Annotated in this window: 17 protein-coding genes and 1 riboswitch; of the genes, 12 read left to right on the top strand and 5 right to left on the bottom strand. The window is 46.4% G+C overall.

Annotation, left to right across the window (positions count from 1 at the left end; all coding sequences use genetic code 11):
* The first annotated feature begins 51 nt into the window (after positions 1-51).
* A complete protein-coding gene (locus FKV70_RS08730; RefSeq protein ID WP_244310691.1) occupies positions 52-735 on the top strand; it encodes a stalk domain-containing protein in 684 nt (227 codons plus the stop codon).
* A gap of 79 nt (positions 736-814) precedes the next feature.
* Here the strand turns inward: FKV70_RS08730 and FKV70_RS08725 are convergent, their stop codons facing one another.
* Both FKV70_RS08725 and FKV70_RS08720 read right to left on the bottom strand, forming a co-directional pair.
* Positions 815-1,861, bottom strand: a complete 1,047-nt coding sequence (locus FKV70_RS08725) for a stalk domain-containing protein (RefSeq protein WP_142612572.1) — start codon at positions 1,859-1,861, stop codon at positions 815-817.
* A 256-nt stretch (positions 1,862-2,117) separates the two neighbouring features.
* Positions 2,118-2,294 (bottom strand): CsbD family protein, encoded by a 177-nt coding sequence (locus tag FKV70_RS08720; RefSeq protein ID WP_064797652.1) that lies wholly within the window; start codon positions 2,292-2,294, stop codon positions 2,118-2,120.
* Positions 2,295-2,451: 157 nt separating this feature from the next.
* Between FKV70_RS08720 and FKV70_RS08715 the strand changes: the two genes are divergently transcribed.
* Complete coding sequence (locus tag FKV70_RS08715) at positions 2,452-2,967, top strand: DUF2179 domain-containing protein (protein ID WP_063207209.1); 516 nt, start codon at positions 2,452-2,454, stop codon at positions 2,965-2,967.
* A gap of 119 nt (positions 2,968-3,086) precedes the next feature.
* On the top strand, positions 3,087-3,299 hold the full coding sequence (locus FKV70_RS08710; RefSeq protein WP_142612571.1) for a cold-shock protein: 213 nt from the start codon (positions 3,087-3,089) through the stop codon (positions 3,297-3,299).
* 99 nt (positions 3,300-3,398) lie between these two features.
* On the opposite strand, the gene FKV70_RS08705 is transcribed toward FKV70_RS08710, so the two are convergent.
* The 3 genes from FKV70_RS08705 to FKV70_RS08695 all read right to left on the bottom strand — a co-directional run bounded on the left by FKV70_RS08705 (position 3,399) and on the right by FKV70_RS08695 (position 7,035).
* Positions 3,399-4,412, bottom strand: a complete 1,014-nt coding sequence (locus FKV70_RS08705) for a substrate-binding domain-containing protein (RefSeq protein ID WP_064797820.1) — start codon at positions 4,410-4,412, stop codon at positions 3,399-3,401.
* A gap of 251 nt (positions 4,413-4,663) precedes the next feature.
* A complete protein-coding gene (locus tag FKV70_RS08700) occupies positions 4,664-5,863 on the bottom strand; it encodes a glycoside hydrolase family 130 protein (RefSeq protein ID WP_142612570.1) in 1,200 nt (399 codons plus the stop codon).
* Positions 5,860-7,035 (bottom strand): AGE family epimerase/isomerase, encoded by a 1,176-nt coding sequence (locus FKV70_RS08695; protein WP_142612569.1) that lies wholly within the window; start codon positions 7,033-7,035, stop codon positions 5,860-5,862. Before FKV70_RS08695 ends, FKV70_RS08700 begins: the two co-directional genes overlap by 4 nt.
* Before the next feature lie 233 nt (positions 7,036-7,268).
* On the opposite strand from FKV70_RS08695, the gene FKV70_RS08690 reads away from it, so the two are divergent.
* The 9 genes from FKV70_RS08690 to FKV70_RS08655 all read left to right on the top strand — a co-directional run bounded on the left by FKV70_RS08690 (position 7,269) and on the right by FKV70_RS08655 (position 17,337).
* Entirely contained in the window at positions 7,269-8,588 is a 1,320-nt protein-coding gene (locus FKV70_RS08690; protein ID WP_142612568.1) for an ABC transporter substrate-binding protein, read from the top strand.
* A gap of 66 nt (positions 8,589-8,654) precedes the next feature.
* Positions 8,655-9,539, top strand: coding sequence for a carbohydrate ABC transporter permease (locus tag FKV70_RS08685; RefSeq protein ID WP_142612567.1), 885 nt, complete (start codon positions 8,655-8,657; stop codon positions 9,537-9,539).
* Between the two features lie 2 nt (positions 9,540-9,541).
* A complete protein-coding gene (locus FKV70_RS08680; RefSeq protein ID WP_064797658.1) occupies positions 9,542-10,375 on the top strand; it encodes a carbohydrate ABC transporter permease in 834 nt (277 codons plus the stop codon).
* 41 nt (positions 10,376-10,416) lie between these two features.
* Positions 10,417-11,466, top strand: coding sequence for a glycoside hydrolase family 130 protein (locus tag FKV70_RS08675; RefSeq protein WP_142612566.1), 1,050 nt, complete (start codon positions 10,417-10,419; stop codon positions 11,464-11,466).
* 12 nt (positions 11,467-11,478) lie between these two features.
* The gene (locus FKV70_RS08670; protein WP_142612565.1) at positions 11,479-12,438 is read left to right on the top strand and encodes an acetylxylan esterase; all 960 of its coding nucleotides are present in this window, start codon (positions 11,479-11,481) and stop codon (positions 12,436-12,438) included.
* Between the two features lie 55 nt (positions 12,439-12,493).
* Positions 12,494-12,593: riboswitch (purine riboswitch) on the top strand.
* 68 nt (positions 12,594-12,661) lie between these two features.
* The gene (locus FKV70_RS08665; protein WP_142612564.1) at positions 12,662-13,840 is read left to right on the top strand and encodes an MFS transporter; all 1,179 of its coding nucleotides are present in this window, start codon (positions 12,662-12,664) and stop codon (positions 13,838-13,840) included.
* Positions 13,841-13,920: 80 nt separating this feature from the next.
* A complete protein-coding gene (locus FKV70_RS26085) occupies positions 13,921-14,064 on the top strand; it encodes an RAxF-45 family protein (RefSeq protein WP_016822706.1) in 144 nt (47 codons plus the stop codon).
* A 103-nt stretch (positions 14,065-14,167) separates the two neighbouring features.
* Positions 14,168-16,252 carry a ribosomal protection-like ABC-F family protein gene (gene abc-f / locus FKV70_RS08660; RefSeq protein WP_142612563.1) on the top strand — a complete coding sequence of 695 codons (2,085 nt, stop codon included), beginning with the start codon at positions 14,168-14,170 and terminating at the stop codon, positions 16,250-16,252.
* 914 nt (positions 16,253-17,166) lie between these two features.
* Positions 17,167-17,337, top strand: coding sequence for an FDLD family class I lanthipeptide (locus FKV70_RS08655; RefSeq protein WP_142612562.1), 171 nt, complete (start codon positions 17,167-17,169; stop codon positions 17,335-17,337).
* The last annotated feature ends 197 nt before the right edge of the window (positions 17,338-17,534 follow it).

Raw genomic sequence — 17,534 nt, 5'->3', positions numbered from 1 at the left:
ACTCGAATTCAACATCAGCTCAAGCTCAGACCCCCATACACTTGAAGGTCAATGACCATTACGTTTTATACACCTATCCTGCCTCACCTTTTGTGGATACGAAGGGGAGATTGCTTATACCGCTTCAAGCAGCTAATGGGTGGTAAAGTAACTTACAATGCAGCGAGCAAAACCGCTTCTGTTGATATTTTGGGGCGTAATGTAACGACTATAATCGATTCACCTGAAATATCGGTTAACGGTGAGCTGATGACAATGGACACAGTCCCCATCATGAAAAGCAACGTGATGTTTTTGCCAGTATCCATTTTGTTGAAAGATACAGATACGAAGATGGAGTGGGATTCCAAGCGGGGCTTATTGAAGATAAGGCATGACAGTTTTACGGAAAGCCCAGTTCTTATGAGGTTCGAGGGACAAGACTTGGCCAAAGTCATTGATGCGAATGCATTTGGTCTTACTTCCTTTGACTGGGATCAAAAGCAGGGCGTATTAAATATTTATGCTACGTATAAGAATGGATTATCGCCCGTCTTCAAGAAAGTTGACTTCAATCCTATGATTGTGTATAGCAAAGAGACCTATACTGTAGACCCTTATTCTAAACCTGGTTCATTTCACAAAGTCAAAATAACCAGCCCTGGTCATTTGGTTTATACAATGAATATCGATACAATTGATGCTGATAATGATTATATAAAGTATATCACTTCCGTAGGCAGGCTGATTCAATAATTGAATTCATAATGGTTGTACATCAAAAAAAGCGACAAAGGCCGTAAGGCCTCTGTCGCTTTTTTTGAAAAGTATGATTTCAGAACGAAGTTATCGTGTTGCTGTTTTCGCTGGACTTAATTTTACCCACTACTCGAGATACCGAGTTTCTATTCTTAAGCTCATAAAGGACGTTCTCTATTAGGGAGTTTCTTTGCGTATTAGTAAGTGTGTTGTTCCAAGCATCAGTTTTTACATATACATCTACGTTAGCTTCACTGCTGTCGCCTCTTACGGTGAAGTCAAAGCCAACACCTGCATAGTTACCGTATTTGTCAGTCAAAGAACGTTGGATACTACTAGTATCCAGAGAAGAAGCCACTTTCTTAATCGTTACATCGCCTCTGCTGTTGGTTGAAAAGGTCGCCAATTTATCTCTATTACTGGAGTTCTTCACTGTGCCGTCAATATCGGCATCTTTGTACTCTTTCAAAATGTCCTTAACGATGTCCTCCAGGTAGCTTTCCTTTCTGCTGTCGGACAGGTCATCCCATCTGGACTTGGTCATTTCGATGGTCACGTCAATATCGCTTTTGTTACCATCCAGTGTGATATCCGAGTTCGTGTTGTAGGAATCACTGTAATCCTTGTTCAGTTGCTTTTGTAGATCTTTCAAGGTGCTTGAACTATTTTTGCTCGCTTCATCTTTCAGCGTCTGGTTGTCTTTTTGCAATTGAGCAATGGTAGCATCTTTCGTTGTGTTCGCTGCTTTCGCTGTGTTCAGTTCCTGCGTCAGGGTTGAAATTTGGTTATTCAATGCTGTAACTGTAGATTGATCAATAGGAACACCGTTGTCAGCAATGACCACGCGTTTGTTGGTGCCATCCCATGTTACTTTTTTATCCAGCGCTGTACCTGCCAGCTTCAACGGGATATACGTCACGCCATCCAGCAGAAATGGTTCTGTTTTAGCATCAGCAGGAACCTCGGTTCCGTTGTAGATAATTTTAATATTGTTATATACTGCTTGGATCGGCTTAGTTACTTGTGCAGCATATGTAGATTGGCTGAACAGAGCCCCGGAGATGGCCAAGGCCGATACGGCAGTGATGATGACTGGTTTCTTCATGGACTTCAATGATTTCATTCGTCGGTCTACCCCTTTATTTAAGAATTATAGCGTGATACATAGACTAGAGTAACATTAATACATGCAAAATCCAACAGGTTGGAAGAGTTGTTATTGGTTATGCCTATACTAGTTAGACGCAAAAGCGACTGCAAAAGTTGCCCTGTTTGCGTAAATATTTTTCCAAAAGTATCCGAACAAAATAAAACAAGTCCGCTGCACAAGACAGCGAAACTTGTTCGTAGGAAAGTCCGTTAAAGTCTCAAAAGTTGAATTATTTATGGTCCTTCAGCTTGCCTGCTGTTTCCTGAAGATGACCTTTGGCTTTATCCAATTTACCTTCGACTTGCAGGGACTTATTATCCGTAGCGTTCCCGATTTGATCCTTGATTTCGCCTTTAGCTTTATTGACGTTACCTTTGATTTTATCGCTGATTCCGTTATCCTTCATGGTCTAGCCCTCCTCTATATAATCAAACTCTCATTCAGCATGCTGTAGTTAGTCATTACCCGAGCGAGGGTAATACGAAACGTTAGGCTGTAGATCGCAGGCAGGGGTATAATGTTGGATATGGGGTTAATTAGATCGTGAAATGGGGAGTGAGCATATGCTCAAGATTTTATTGTTTATTCTCGTGATTCAACTCATCTATGTATCGGCGTATACACTGCGCATGATTTTGACGCTGAAAGGACAGAAGTACATTGCTGCGCTTATTAGCACCGTGGAAGTTACGGTCTATGTATTGGGCTTGAATGTCGTGCTTAAGTATCTGGATCATGTGGCAAGTTTGGCGGTATACGCTATAGGCTACGCATTGGGTATTCTTATTGGGGCATGGATTGAGGAAAAAATAGCGCTTGGTTATGTCACCGTAAAGGTGATCAGCAATGAGACTAATGGAGGAATAGCCAATGCACTGCGGGACAAAGGCTACGGCGTTACAGCCTGGCTGGGCAGTGGACGTGATGGAGAACGACTGGTGATGGAAATTTTGGCCAAGCGGAAAAACCAGAACAAGCTGTATCAATCCATTCTGGAGTTGGACCCCAAGGCTTTTGTCATTACGGTGGAGCCGAAGCAATTTCACGGCGGCTTCTGGACCAAGGCTATCCGCAAATAAGAATTTTGGTAAAATACGCATATTTTTCGCAGGTTGGAGCATATTAATACCCGCACAGGAGGGAATTAACAGTATGCCGACAGGGGATGTTCCCCTATAACAACCGAGGGGGGATATACATGTATAGACGCCAGGCCCCGGAAGTCATTCCAGAGGAAAATACGGCTATTTGGTCGTGTACCAACGAGGGTTGCAACGGATGGATGAGAACGGATTTCACCTTTTTGAGCGAGCCGGCTTGTCCACTGTGCCAAGCTTCGATGGGGCAGGAAATGCGGATGCTGCCGATTCTCAATCGGGCGGGTAATTCCTTTGTCGCTCAGCGCTCTTAATTGAAGGGCAAACCCGATGATCACGCTGCAAATTTTATAAACGTCAAAAGCCGCTCCAGCGATATGCAGAGCGGTTTTTGATTGTGGAATATTCACGGATCATGACCTCTCAAGGGACTGCACAGAATCACGATATACAATATGACCCTGTACAAGGACTCTGCCAAAACGACTGCCGGGATGGCTTATTTTTTTCATCATTGAGTCCACCGCTGTACGTGCCATTTGCTCAATGTCTACGCCGACGGTGGTCAGTTGCGGAACAATAAGAGTGGCGTATACATCGTTATCGAAGCCGACCACGGAGCAGTCCTCAGGTACGCGGTATCCCAGACCCATCAGCTTGTGCACCAGATTGTGAGCGACCTGATCGCAGTTGCATACAAAGGCAGTCGGTAGAGGCTGAGGAAGCTCCATTTCAACATAAGATCCTTCGTCGTCCCGGTCACTGAGTACCCACTCGTTACGGAGGGGCAGCCTGTGCTCCAGCAAGGATTTATAGTAGCCGAGGAAACGATCCTGAATACTGCTGGTGGAATAGATATTCCCCACATAAGCAATATCCCGGTGCCCCTGTGCGATCAAATAGTTAGTCAGTTCGTAGGCTCCGTAAAAATTATCTGTCACCACCGAGTCGATATCGGCATGCTCATCATAAAAATCGAGAAACATTTTAGGCTGGTCCATGGTTTGTACCAGTTCAATATATGGCTTGCTCACTTGTCCCAGAAGAATAAAGCCGTCCACCTTACGATCGTAATAGATACGTGGCAGATTAAGCTGTTCTTCGTCCTCGCGATGGAGGATGTGAAGGATACCGTAGTAGCCGTATGGCTCCAGTGCCCGTGAAATTTGCTGATAAATGTGCAGGTAAAACGATTGGCCAGGACCGGTAAAACGTTCAGGGATGACCACACCAATGTTATAGGTGAGCCCCTCCTTCATGGACTTGGCAACGGTATTGAAACGATATCCCATTTCGCCTGCGAGTGTCTTAATGCGTTCCTTTAACTCCTCGCTAACCCCATCCTTGTCATTGAGCGCCTTCGACACGGTCACGCTGCTTATTCCCAGCTTATCTGCAATATCCCGCATCGTTACGTTGCTCTTCATTCCTGTTCCGCCTTCCAATTTTAAAAAGATAAGCACTTTGCCCACATCCAAATAATTGGTTGCAAAATGCTGAGGTGAATATGAATAGCTTATCCGCTTGTAGAAAATTCAATGAGCTTAGCCGTGCAGCTGCTTTGTATAGATACAAGGATTGGCAGCATAGCTGCCCATAGAACAACAATTAGCCTGCGGGTAACAGTTGTTCTATGGATAGTATACATGGTTCCGTAATCATGATAAAGCTTACGGGCTTAGATCTGCTGGGAAGGACGGGTACGTGCTTGCAATAACGCTTCATTGCGATGGATCAACTCACGGCGGACAGCGGCGCTGCCGAGAGAACGCAATGGATCGGACGGTGTATTGAAGGTGTAGTCTTCCAGTCGGGCGATGGTGGTTGTCGCTACGTGGATACGGGTATCACTGGATGCGTAGTATATGAAGACTTCATCTCGTTCATTAACGACGGCTCCATTGCAAAAAATAACATTCGAAACATCACCCACGCGTTCCTCATCATAAGGAGCCAGAAAATGCCCGCCGGGCTTGGCGATGACGCGCGTAGGGTCCTCCAGACTGGTGGCAAAGGTATACAGCACATATCGCAGCCCGGCAGCTGTATTGCGTACCCCGTGAGCGATATGAATCCAGCCGCGACTCGTTTTGATCGGGGCAGGGCCCTGCCCGTTCTTGACTTCGTATACCGTATGATAGCAACGCTCATCAATGACTGTCTCATGCTCAATGACGGGCTGTGTAATATCCTTGCAGAGACCAAACGCGATTCCTCCGCCTGAGCCAGTGGAAATAAACCCATCTTGGGGACGAGTATAGAAGGCATATTGACCGTTCACAAATTCAGGGTGCAGGACCACGTTGCGTTGCTGCGGAGACTGGGTAGTGATGTTGGGAAGCCGAGTCCATGTGCGAAGATCACGAGTGCGGACCAGTCCGGCCTGAGCGACAGCACTTGAGGTATCATGGAGTGGCGCGTCAGGGTCCTTTCTTTCCGAACAATAAATCCCGTAAATCCAGCCGTCCTCATGCTTCACCAGCCGCATATCGTACATGTTGGTTTCTTCCGGGTCGATATCATCCCACACTAAGGGAGCGTCAATGAACCGAAACTGATCAATACCGTTATCGCTCTCTGCCAAGGCAAAAAACGACTTTCGGTCCAGCCCCTCGGTGCGCGAAACAAGAATGTATTTTCCTTCATGATAGATCGCTCCAGGGTTCAATGCTGCATTTACACCCAGTCGCTCCATAAAAAAGGGGTTGGCTTGGGCATCCAGATCAAACCGCCAGTGAATGGGAACATGATGACGTGTGAGCACCGGATAGAGGTAGCGTTCGTAGATACCATTGTAAAAGGAGGTTTTAACCTCATTGGGGCGTGTAAGCAGTTCTTCTTGCTGCGCTAGCAGCTCGTCGTATTTGCTATGAATCATTGTTTTTCCATCCTTTCCAGCATTTCAATGCAAAATCGGCTGTTATGATATGGGCACTTCCAAGGGCCTGCAATCTCTCTCGCATCAGGCTTACCATCGGCTTGAACTGACCAGAACCATTCGCCTCCGGCGCGTGGATCGATGATATATTGTCGGGTATAAGTCCATAGATTTCGTACAATCTGCAAATATTTTTCATCTTGTGTCCGTTGAAACGCATTATAAAAGCCAACCATTGCCTCGGCCTGTACCCACCAAATACGTGAAGTATCTACCCGCTCTCCCTCACGCTCGTTGATAAGCGATCCGTCTGGCTGAATAGCCTGCTCAGCTACAGCGCTGGCAATATCCAGCACCATATTCACATACTTGGATGGATGATAATTCAGCACATTCATAGCGTCCTCCATCAGCCAGCTGGCTTCGATGTCGTGACCATATGAGGTCAGATCAAGCAGTGAGCGCCATTCGCGATCGAAAAATACTCCCAACCGCCGAGCGAAAGCATCGTAAACACGCTGGTATAAAATATCCAGCACGTTCCTCAGTGCAGCCTGGACCTCGTCGTTTGGCTGAGCGCGCAGCAATTGGGTATACGCTTCCAAAACATGGATATGCGTATTCATAGTAATATGCGCGGTGACTCCATTTTCACTAAGCAGTTCATTGGGCTGTGCGTTCCAAGATCGATCATATTGCTCACCGTATGCTTGTAGAGCAGGATCATACCCCTTTTGCTCCACAAGGTGAAATAGTTCCATTGCCAGTGGCAATGCATTCGGGTCATCCGTAGCTCGTGCATATTCTGCCAGCGCATAGATGGCAAATGCCTGCGCGTAAACATGCTTACACGTATCCACAGGTTGCCCATTGTAGTTCACCATCCAGTATATTCCCCCATGTAATGGGTCAAGCAGGTGATCTCGCAGGAAAGTGAAAGCATGTCGTGCCGCATCTGCATAGGCACGTTCCCCTGTTACACGGGCTGCTGCTGAGAAAGACCAGAGCAGCCGCGCAGTGGCGATGCCACCTTTGTCCGCTTGTTTATGGGTGTGCAGATCCACGTCTACCTCGCCATAATATCCGCCATGTTCTTCATCTTTCAGGCCTAGCCAGAATGGGAGTATGTGCTCCTGCCATTCCTGTCTAATTTCGTGCACTAGTGTTTCCAAGAGACAAAGCCTCCTTCGGAAAATGAAATTATTAGTTTATCGTTAACCTTACAAAAGGTATATTATCTATGTATTTATAAACTGTCAACCATACTAAATTTGTGTTTTAACATAATATACAGATGTTTTTTTACGAAAAAATATTGTAATTGACACAGTAAGCGCTAACATAATAGAATGATTTTGTTAGTTTAACGATAACCTTATTCAAAAACAACAGGAGGGGTCGTCTCATGAAGTTGTCCAAGGTTTTGATGTCATTGCTATCCGTGCTATTGGTAGCGGGGCTGTTTACTGGCTGTAGCTCAAAGAAGGAAACGCCAGCTGCCGGTTCTGATCCGAAGGGTCCGGAAGGGGAAATTACGGTGATCACACAGCGGACAGATATTGTGGATACCGTATTTCAGGATTATGCCAAGGAATTTAACAAACTTTATCCGAACGTGAAGGTCAATTTTCAGGCATTGGCCGATTATGATGGACAAATTAAAATTCGGATGGGAACCCGGGATTACGGAGATGTGTTGCTGATTCCTGGCAGCATACCAATCGAAGAGTTGCCTAACTTTTTCGAGCCACTAGGTACTTATGACGAAATGAAAAACAAGTATACCGGCATTGAAGAACGTACAGTGAATGGTAACAGCTACGGTATCCCAATTGCGATGGTTTACTCTGGCGTGATTTATAACAAAAAAGTGTTCAAGGAAGCAGGAATCACAGAAATTCCGAAAACACCAGATCAATTCCTGAAAGCGTTACAGCAAATTAAAGACAAAACCAAGGCAGTACCGCTGTTTACGAACTATGCCTCTGGCTGGGCACTGACTCAGTGGGAGTCCAGTCTGGCCACAGTGGCAGGTACGAAGGAATACGTGAATGTCACACAACCGACTACAGATGATAATTTCACGAAGGGCCAGCCTCACTATGAGCTGTACAAGGTTCTATACGATGCAGCGAAAAATGGCCTGATTGAAAAAGATCCAACGACTACGGATTGGGAGACCTCCAAGGCGGATCTCGCTCAAGGCAAAATCGGTACGATGGTCCTCGGCTCTTGGGCGATTGATCAGATTAAAAACGTAGCTCCTAACAAGGATGATATCGGTTTTATGCCTTTCCCGACGAATGCTTCCAAGGTACTTGTACCATTGGCAGGTGATTTTAACCTCGGTATTAACGTAAACAGTGAAAATAAAGAGGCGGCCCGTGCCTGGGTGGATTGGTTTACCGAAAAATCCAACTACGCCGTAGAGCAGGCAGGCAGCATTAGTCCACTGAAAGGTGCCGAAATGCCTGCCATTTTGAAGCAGTATGAGAAAGAGGGAGTTGTTTTTGAGCCTCTCACTCCGTCTCCGAAGGGGCAGGAAGGAATTGTCGATAAAATCGATAAAACAGGAGAAATCGGCTTGTGGCAGCCTGATTTCAAGAAACGCATTATTGAGGCAGCGGTGGGTAACCGCCCGGAATCGTACGACAACATTATGAAGGATCTGAACGATGCATGGGTGAAGGCGCGTGCTGAGGTGGCAGCCAAGGAAGCGAAATAGCCATCCGAACTGATCATAAGAAAAGATTGATATGACAGTCGATGACGGATAGCCAGGAGGTGCAGCATGTTTAAATTTTCGAATCTCAGTTACTCCAAACAAAGATTAGCGATTATTGTTGCCTTTTCGTTTATTCCGCTGGCGCTGCTGGTCACTTTTGCATACTTGCCGGTGATCAATATGTTTAAATACAGCTTTTCGGACTGGAACGGCTATAGTAAGCGTCTGGAATATGTGGGCTTTGAAAACTATATTAAAATTTTTACCGACCCCGAGTATTTCTCGGTGTTTAAGGTCAGTCTGTATTACTTTGTAGCCACGTTTGTACAGATGGGTCTGGCTCTTTATTTTGCAACCATTCTCAGCTTTCAAACCTGGTTTAAAAATTTCTTTAAAGGCATTTTGTTCTTCCCTTCCCTGATGAATGGGGTGGCGATTGGTTTTATTTTTCTATTCTTTTTTAAGCCAGACGGCACCCTTGACACACTACTTCAGGCAGTGGGCTTGGGATCGTATGTCAAGCTGTGGCTGGGCAACCCGGAGATTATTAATATTTCGCTGGCAGGTACGTCGATCTGGAGATACATGGGCTTTAACTTTATTGTGTTTCTAGGTGCGATTTCCTCCATATCCAGTGATCTGTATGAAGCAGCTGATATCGACGGAGCCAACCGCTGGCATCAGTTCTGCTCTATTATTTTGCCGACCATCAAGCGGATTTTGCAGCTAAACCTGATTTTGGCGATTAGCGGCGCGATCAGTGCATTCGATATTCCTTACATTATGACCGGCGGCTCCAATGGCAGCAAAACGTTCGTCATTCAGACGATTGATGTGGCATTTAAGTACAGCAAGGTTGGTTTGGCCTCGGCAATGGCAGTTGTTTTGCTGTTGATCGTCGTTGCTGTTACGCTGCTTCAGCGCTTGCTGATTCGGGGAGAGGAGGACTAATCATGTATAAGCTGAAAAGAATACTGGCCAACAGCATCAAATACGCCGCGCTATTACTAGGTGCGTTCATTGCTCTGCTGCCGATTGTTGTGATTTTGTTTGCATCTTTGAAGACGAAGGCTGAATATGCGGCAACCAGTCCTCTGACTCCCCCGGTCAACTGGTTGAACTGGGCGAACTATGCCAAAGCCTTTGTGGATGGCAATATGCTAACCGGATTTGTGAACACGGCCTTTATATTGCTGATCTCCATCATCGGGGCTACGCTGACTGGCTCCATGATCGCGTATATTTTGAATCGTTTTAAATTTAAAGGTAAGAGTCTTATGTTGGGTGCGTTCTTGCTCGCTACGCTCATTCCGGGGGTGACGACACAGGTATCGACCTTCCAGATCATTAACAAGCTGGAACTGTTTAACACGCCTTGGGCAGCTATTTTACTGTATTTGGGAACTGATATTATTGCCGTGTATATTTTTCTTCAGTTTCTGGAATCTATCGCGGTGGCGCTGGATGAGTCGGCCATGCTAGATGGGGCTTCCTATTTGACCATCTACTGGCGCATTATTTTGCCGTTGCTGAAGCCTGCCATTGTGACAGTAATTATTATCAAGGGCGTTAATATCTACAATGACTTCTATACCCCGTTCCTGTATATGCCCAAAACAAGCCTTCAGGTGATATCGACGGCACTGTTTAAGTTTAAAGGGCCCTATGGATCGCAATGGGAGGTCATTAGCGCGGGCATCATTATTGCCATTATTCCGACGCTGGTTGCATTTTTATCACTACAAAAATATATCTATAACGGATTTGCACAGGGCTCAGTGAAATAGAAAAAATAAAATGAAGTGTCTAGGTGAGAGGAGAGTCAAATATGAATAAATTGAATGTGGATTTGAATGTAGGTAATGTACGAATTGTAGGAGACAGCCTGTCGAAAATGCCGTGGCAGGATAAGCCGGAAGGCAGCGAGGCTCCGGTATGGAGACATACTGAAAACCCAGTCATTGGTCGGAATCCTGTGCCTGGGATTGCCCGTATTTTCAACAGTGCAGTAGCACCGTATGAGGGACGGTTTGTAGGAGTGTTCCGAGCTGAGACGATTAATGGACGCCCACATTTACACTTGGGTTGGAGTGACGACGGGTTGTCTTGGGATATTGAAACGGAACGTTTGCATTTGGTTGATGAGGAAGGGAATGATTATCAGCCTAATTATGCTTACGATCCGCGTCTGGTTCGAGTAGAAGACACGTATTATATCATCTGGTGTACAGATTTTTATGGTGCAGCGCTGGGGATCGCACAAACGAAGGATTTCAAAAGCTTTGTACGATTGGAAAATCCGTTCTTGCCGTTTAATCGCAACGGAGTGCTGTTACCTCGCAAGCTAAATGGAAACTTTATGTTGCTATCCCGTCCGAGTGACAGTGGTCATACGCCGTTCGGGGATATTTTCCTGAGCGAAAGTCCTGACTTGGTGTATTGGGGCAAGCACCGTCATGTAATGAGCAAGGGCGGTCAGGGCTGGTGGCAATCGGTGAAGATTGGCGGCGGACCTGCACCGATTGAGACGACCGAAGGCTGGCTGATGTTCTACCACGGGGTGACAGGCACATGCAATGGGCTGGTATACAGCATGGGCGTAGCCGTTCTTGATTTGGATGATCCGTCCAAAGTTAAATATCGTTCCTCCAACTTCGTGTTGACTCCGGAGGAATGGTACGAAGAGCGAGGTTTTGTGCCGAATGTGGTGTTCCCGTGTGCTACGCTGCATGATGCAGACACCGGAAGAATTGCAATTTATTATGGAGCCGCTGATACGTATGTAGGTATCGCATACACGACGGTAGCTGACATTATGAAGTATGTCATCGCAACAGATGAAGTAGTCGCAGATGACCGTGAGTCCGGCCGGATGTAGGAGGAAATTTACATGCCGGAGGATATGTCTTTACAGCAGCTACAATCGTACATGGGAAGTAATCCAAAGCCGCAGGATTTTGATATGTACTGGGAACGGGCGCTACAGGAGCTGGAACGACAGCCACTGGAATATACACTGGAGCCTGCCGATTTTGTCTCTCCGCTGGTGGAGTGTTACCATCTGTATTTTACTGGAGTGGGCGGGGCGAGGGTCCATGGGAAGTTGGCATGTCCCAAGCATCTTACTGAACAAGGTCCAGCCTTGGCGATGTTCCATGGGTATTCCTGCGATAGTGGCGACTGGTTCGACAAGGTAAGCTATGCGGCACACGGATTCACTGTGCTGGCTATGGATTGCCGAGGGCAAGGCGGATTGTCTGAGGACAATTTGCAGGTTCAGGGAACGACGGTTCGTGGTCATATTATCCGCGGGATTGACGACCCGGACCCGGATCGACTATATTACCGCAATGTATTTTTGGATACGGTACAGACAGTGCGCATTTTAATGTCTATGGAGCAGGTGGACCCTGAACGGATCGGTGCATTTGGCTGCTCCCAAGGCGGAGCTTTGACGGTTGCCTGCGCTGCATTGGAGCCGCGTGTTCGGGTGGCTGTGCCGGTATATCCGTTCCTGTCGGATTATAAAAGAGCCTGGGCACTGGATGCCACGACATCGGCCTATGAGGAACTGGTTTATTATTTTCGCTGGTTTGATCCCAATCATGTACGTGAGAGCGAAGTGTTTCACCGCTTAGGCTACATCGACATTCAACATTTAGCAGACCGTATTCGGGGGCGGGTGCTATTCGTGACAGGGCTATCGGATGTGGTTTGCCCACCTTCCACACAGTTTGCAGTGTACAATAAAATCGTATCGGACAAGGAATTGCTTGTGTATCACGAATATGGTCATGAGTATTTACCCTATTTGTCGGATCGTGCCATGAGCGAATTTTTGCGGCTGTAGGGGTTGAACTTAGCTAAAGGCTCCTTTATAGTAATAGCTATAACCTTCGTGAAGCGTAATAAATGAATGCCCCATTTGTATAACCTCAATAATATGGTTTGAGGGTCTCTACCAGGAACCGATAAATCCTGATTACAAAAAGTGTACGTCTTGTACATTTCTTGTGGTCAGGATTTTTTTGCGTAATACGAGGGATTTACATGACAGCAAAGGAGCTAATGTAATGAACTTCAAAGTAGTTATTTTAACCATTGCGACCTTTACGGTAGGTCTGGTGGAGTTAATTATCGGTGGCGTGCTGCCCCAGATTGCACAGGATTTGAACGTCTCTGTAAGTACAGCAGGGCAGCTTATCATGATCTATGCGCTCGTGTATGCTATTGCCGGGCCGACTTTGTTAGCGTTGACTGCCAAAATTGAACGAAAACGACTGTACTTATGGTCGATGTTCATCTTTATTATAGGAAGTCTGCTGGCTTTTTGGAGTCCGAATTATGCTGTGTTGTTTGTATCCCGTATTGTTACTGCTGCAAGTGGGTCATTGATTGTAACATTGTCACTAACCATTGCAGTCAAAGTGGTGTCCAAAGCTTATCAAGCCCGCGTTCTTGGTGTGATCTCCATGGGGGTAAGTTCCTCCATCGTGCTCGGCATTCCAGCCGGGGTGCTGATTGGAAATGCGTTTGGCTGGCGGGTGCTTTTTCTGATCATTGCCTTGTTGACCGTAGTTTCTATGATTATTATGAACATGTTTATGGAACGGATTCCGACAGAGCATGTTGTGCCTATGCGTGAGCAATTGAAGTCTTTGAAAAATGTTAAAGTGATTAGTGCCCATCTGGTCACTACGCTGACACTGGCGGGGCACTACACGTTGTATGCGTACTTCACTCCGTTTTTGGAAAACCTGATGGGCTTGAACGCTTCGTGGGTGAGTGTAGCCTATTTTGTCTTTGGCTTGGCGGCAGTGAGCGGCGGCTTTATTGGCGGCTCTTTGGCCGATCGATTCGGCACAGCGAAAAGCATTCTCATTGTCGTAGGTGTGTTTATCGCTGTGATGTTCCTGCTGCCGTTCTCGATTCACTCGATGTATGTGTTTGTACCGCTTCTGATCGTCTGGGGAATCCTGAGCTGGGCCTTGTCGCCCCCAATGCAAAGTTATCTTATTGAAAATGCACCCGAATCAGGCAGTATTCAGCAAAGCTTTAATTTCTCCGCACTCCAGGTCGGGATCGCCCTCGGCTCTGCCTTGGGAGGGGTAGTGATTGAGAATAGTACTTCTGTGGCCACGAACGCCTGGGTGGGCGGGGCATTTGTGATTGTTGCTTTTGTCTGCGGCGTATTTTCGATTACGAGAGCGGGGACATCGCAGACAGTCAGAGGACACCACTCCGTCTCATAGCCTAGTAGGATATTTCTCCCTTTTACTATTCAAAAAAACATGTTATACTACTTCCAATTATGAAGAAGGGGGTGAGGTAGGTGAATCACGAGATGCTGAACAACCGTATTAGCCAGCTGCCGATTGCTATGGCTGGCATTGTTCATGCTTTTCCATACAACGGGAGAAGTCTGTCCAATTTTAATCATACGGTTGTAAACATCGCGAGAAGACGCCTACCTTAGCTCGAACGGATTGCTGTATCTTCCGAAGAGTCGCGGGCTTGCTCCTGCGGCTCTTTTTGTGTTACCTGGGTAAGGGTCTTCCTAAATAAAGGAGAGCCTGAACATGTATATTGTAAACGGTCAACAATTGAAAAAATACCACGCTGCCAATCTGATTATAGATGGTGTAACGTTTGATATCCATAAGGGAGAAAAGGTGGGGCTCATTGGTCGCAACGGAAGCGGTAAAACCACCCTTTTACGCCTGATTGCACGTTTGTCCCGCCCGGATGAAGGGCAGCTTGTCATTGCCAAAGATACGAAAATCGGCTACTTGCCGCAAATCCCGGCGGAGTTTGAAAACTTCACCGTATACGAAACACTGGCTTACGCCTATCGTGAGCTGAAGGATTGCCGTAATCAGATGAGCACGCTCGAACGGGAAATGTCAGATCCGATTGTGGCAGCGAACCCGGCGATGTTGGAAAAGCTGCTGCAAACGTACGCTTCCCTCCAGGAGCGGTTTGAGCGTAACGGCGGCTATGAAATGGATGCCAATATAGATCAGGTAGCGGATGGGCTGCGTATTCCGAAAGCTATGTATACGCGCAAATTCGGTTCACTCTCGGGCGGAGAGAAAACTAAAATAGCGCTGGCATCACAGCTCATTGGACGGCCGGATTTGCTGCTACTGGATGAGCCAACCAACCATCTGGATTTGAAAGGGCTGGAATGGCTAGAGCAATTTTTGCAGAGCTACACCGGGGCCTGTGTGGTTGTATCCCATGACCGCTATTTTCTGGATCGAGTTGCTGGCAAGATGATCGAACTGGAGGATGGCGAGGCCTTTACGTACTATACGAATTACAGCGGCTACGTTAAGGAAAAGGAAGAACGTCTGCTGCTGCAATTTGAGGATTATAAGGAACAGCAAAAGCGGATCAAAAAGATGAAGGAGGCCATTCGGCGTTTGGAAGAGTGGGGGCGCAATGGCGACAACGAAAAGTTCTTCAAAAAGGCAGCCTCAATCCGCAAGGCGCTGGAGCGCATGGAACTGGTGAAGCGGCCTGTACTGGACCCGCAGGGAGCGGAGTTTAACTTAAAACTGGAGGATCGTTCCGGTCGCCGGGTGCTTCAGTTTGAAGAAATCGCCAAAGCCTATGGAGAACGTCAGATATTAAACGGGGCTACGGGTAGCCTAGAATTCGGTGAAAAGGTAGCTTTGTTAGGCGATAACGGCGCAGGTAAAACGACGCTGCTCAAGCTGTTGCTTGGTCAGGAAAGCGCAGATACAGGCACGGTCCAATGGGGCGCGCGCGTCGAGTACGGATATTTGGCGCAACAAGAGAGAGAACGGGATAGCCGGGCGACGGTGCTTGCTTATTTTAAGGAGGAAGCAGGACTGGAAGAAGGCGAGGCGCGCGGACAGCTGGCGAAGTATTTATTTTACGGCGCGGATGTATTTAAGCCTGTGAGCATGCTGTCCGGTGGAGAGTGGTCCCGCCTAAGGCTGGCGCTGCTGGTCATGAAAAAGCCGAATTTGCTGGTGCTGGATGAGCCGACGAACCATCTGGACATCGACTCTCGCGAGGCCTTGGAGGAAACGCTGGACACCTACACGGGAACGGTGCTGGCGATATCCCATGACCGCTACTTTGTGAACAAGCTGGCTGGGCGCGTTTGGGAGCTGGAGGCTGGAAAGCTAGCCTCCTATCTGGGCGGCTTCGATGAATACCGCGCGAAGAAGCGTGAGCTGGAAAACGCTCGCTTGCAGCGAGAAGGGGATGCCGGCGTACGCTCGGCATCTGCAGGTAAAGCCGCATCTGGCGGCGGCTCGGGCTCGGGTCTGGCTGCGTCTGCCGATGCAGCCAGCAATGGCGCAGGGACGGCTGCGCGACCAGGAGTGACCACTGAAGCCGGTGCGAGCCGTGCTCGCTCCGGGTCGGGTGGTCGCTTGGGGGCGTCCGATGCCGGGGACGAGGCACGCGGTGCGAAAGCCGCGAAGCCATCCCGCTCGGCCGCTGTCTCCAGCGAGCGCTTGGAGCGGGCGATTGCCGCCAAGGAAGCTGCATTGGCGGCGACAGATGCCGAGTTGGACCTGCTCGGCACGAGCAGCGACACAGCACGCATGACGGAGCTGTGGGATGCGCGCGAGCAGCTGCAAGCGGAGCTGGACACGTTGCTCGGCGAGTGGATTGAACTAGAGTAAGTGGTAGGCTGGTTGCTGAAGATAGGCAAACGTATATTTTGTAAGGATAGCCCTGAGGTAGCGCGTCTGCTGAGGGGCTATTTTTTTATGGTAAAGATTAATGAAAGCGTGAAAATATAACAACCATATATTTAAATTAATGCATTATAATAATTTTTTATTATTTATGTTTACATATAAGGTAAAATATTTACATTTTGCAACATGTGATATTGTTTTATTTGTAAGAAGTGAATAATTCCTGTTACATAAATTTTTATAATGTCAACTAAGATCACACATAAGATTTTTCGCATTGTCATATATGAAGATTTCTTGCAATAACGATCTGGTCATGGTGTGGTTCTAAAACTTAATTTGATCTAGGGAATTATTTTTCGACAGCGGTTGGGATCGCCGTTTGTTTTTATGCGGATACGTAATCGAATTCTGTAAGTTCGGGAAATTGTTCGACTATTTGTTGATACGTCCGAAGGCATACCAAAAGGACTCATCATCGCTTTTATTGGATTCGAAGCACTGGAGTCTGCATGTTGCTCTTGCTAATTAAGCTTGATATTCGTTGATAATACCTTTTATGCATCTTGAATATTGAAGTATATCTTCCAACCTTGAATTCACAATAAGTTAGTCACCAAATAGGTTTTGAATATACATAATTTAAGCTATATATAATTATGTATTAGCATATATTTCTTTATACTCGATACAAGAAGTTCTGGTTAGTTATTTGCAGGATTTTTTTTCAGCATAATGCCTAATAAAGTGCTAACCATATAAAGAAAATGGCATATGAGGATGTTTCGATAGGTGACGATCTTTTGAGATATATCTTTCATATAATTAGCTTCTTAGATTACACAAAATCATTGAATTTATTATTAAAGATGAATATTGAGAGGAGTTTGGGAAAAATGGAAAACAATATTTTTGATTTGGATGTACAAATTAACAAGTCTAAAGGTTCAGTAGAACCTCAAGTAACAAGTTTGGCATGGCAATGCACCGCTATGTGCAGAACAGCCATCAATTTTTGTTCTGAAACAGCAGGTGTAAAATGTTTTTCTAATATTGAAGCATTGTGATGAACATCACGATTCTTCCTTTCAGCTTGACAAAGGAAAGATATATGTTTTATTAGTCCGATAGCCCTGAGGTAGCGCGCCTACTGATGGGCTATTTTTATATGGTAAAGATCAATGAGCGCGTGAAAATATAATAACCATATATTTAAATAAATTGATATTAATAAATGGTTATATTTTTATTTTACATAGAAAGT

The sequence above is a fragment of the Paenibacillus ottowii genome (genome assembly GCF_006874425.1).
Lineage (GTDB): Bacteria > Bacillota > Bacilli > Paenibacillales > Paenibacillaceae > Paenibacillus > Paenibacillus ottowii.
Note: the sequence above shows the minus strand (reverse complement) of the source record. Positions and strands in the feature narration are given on the sequence as shown.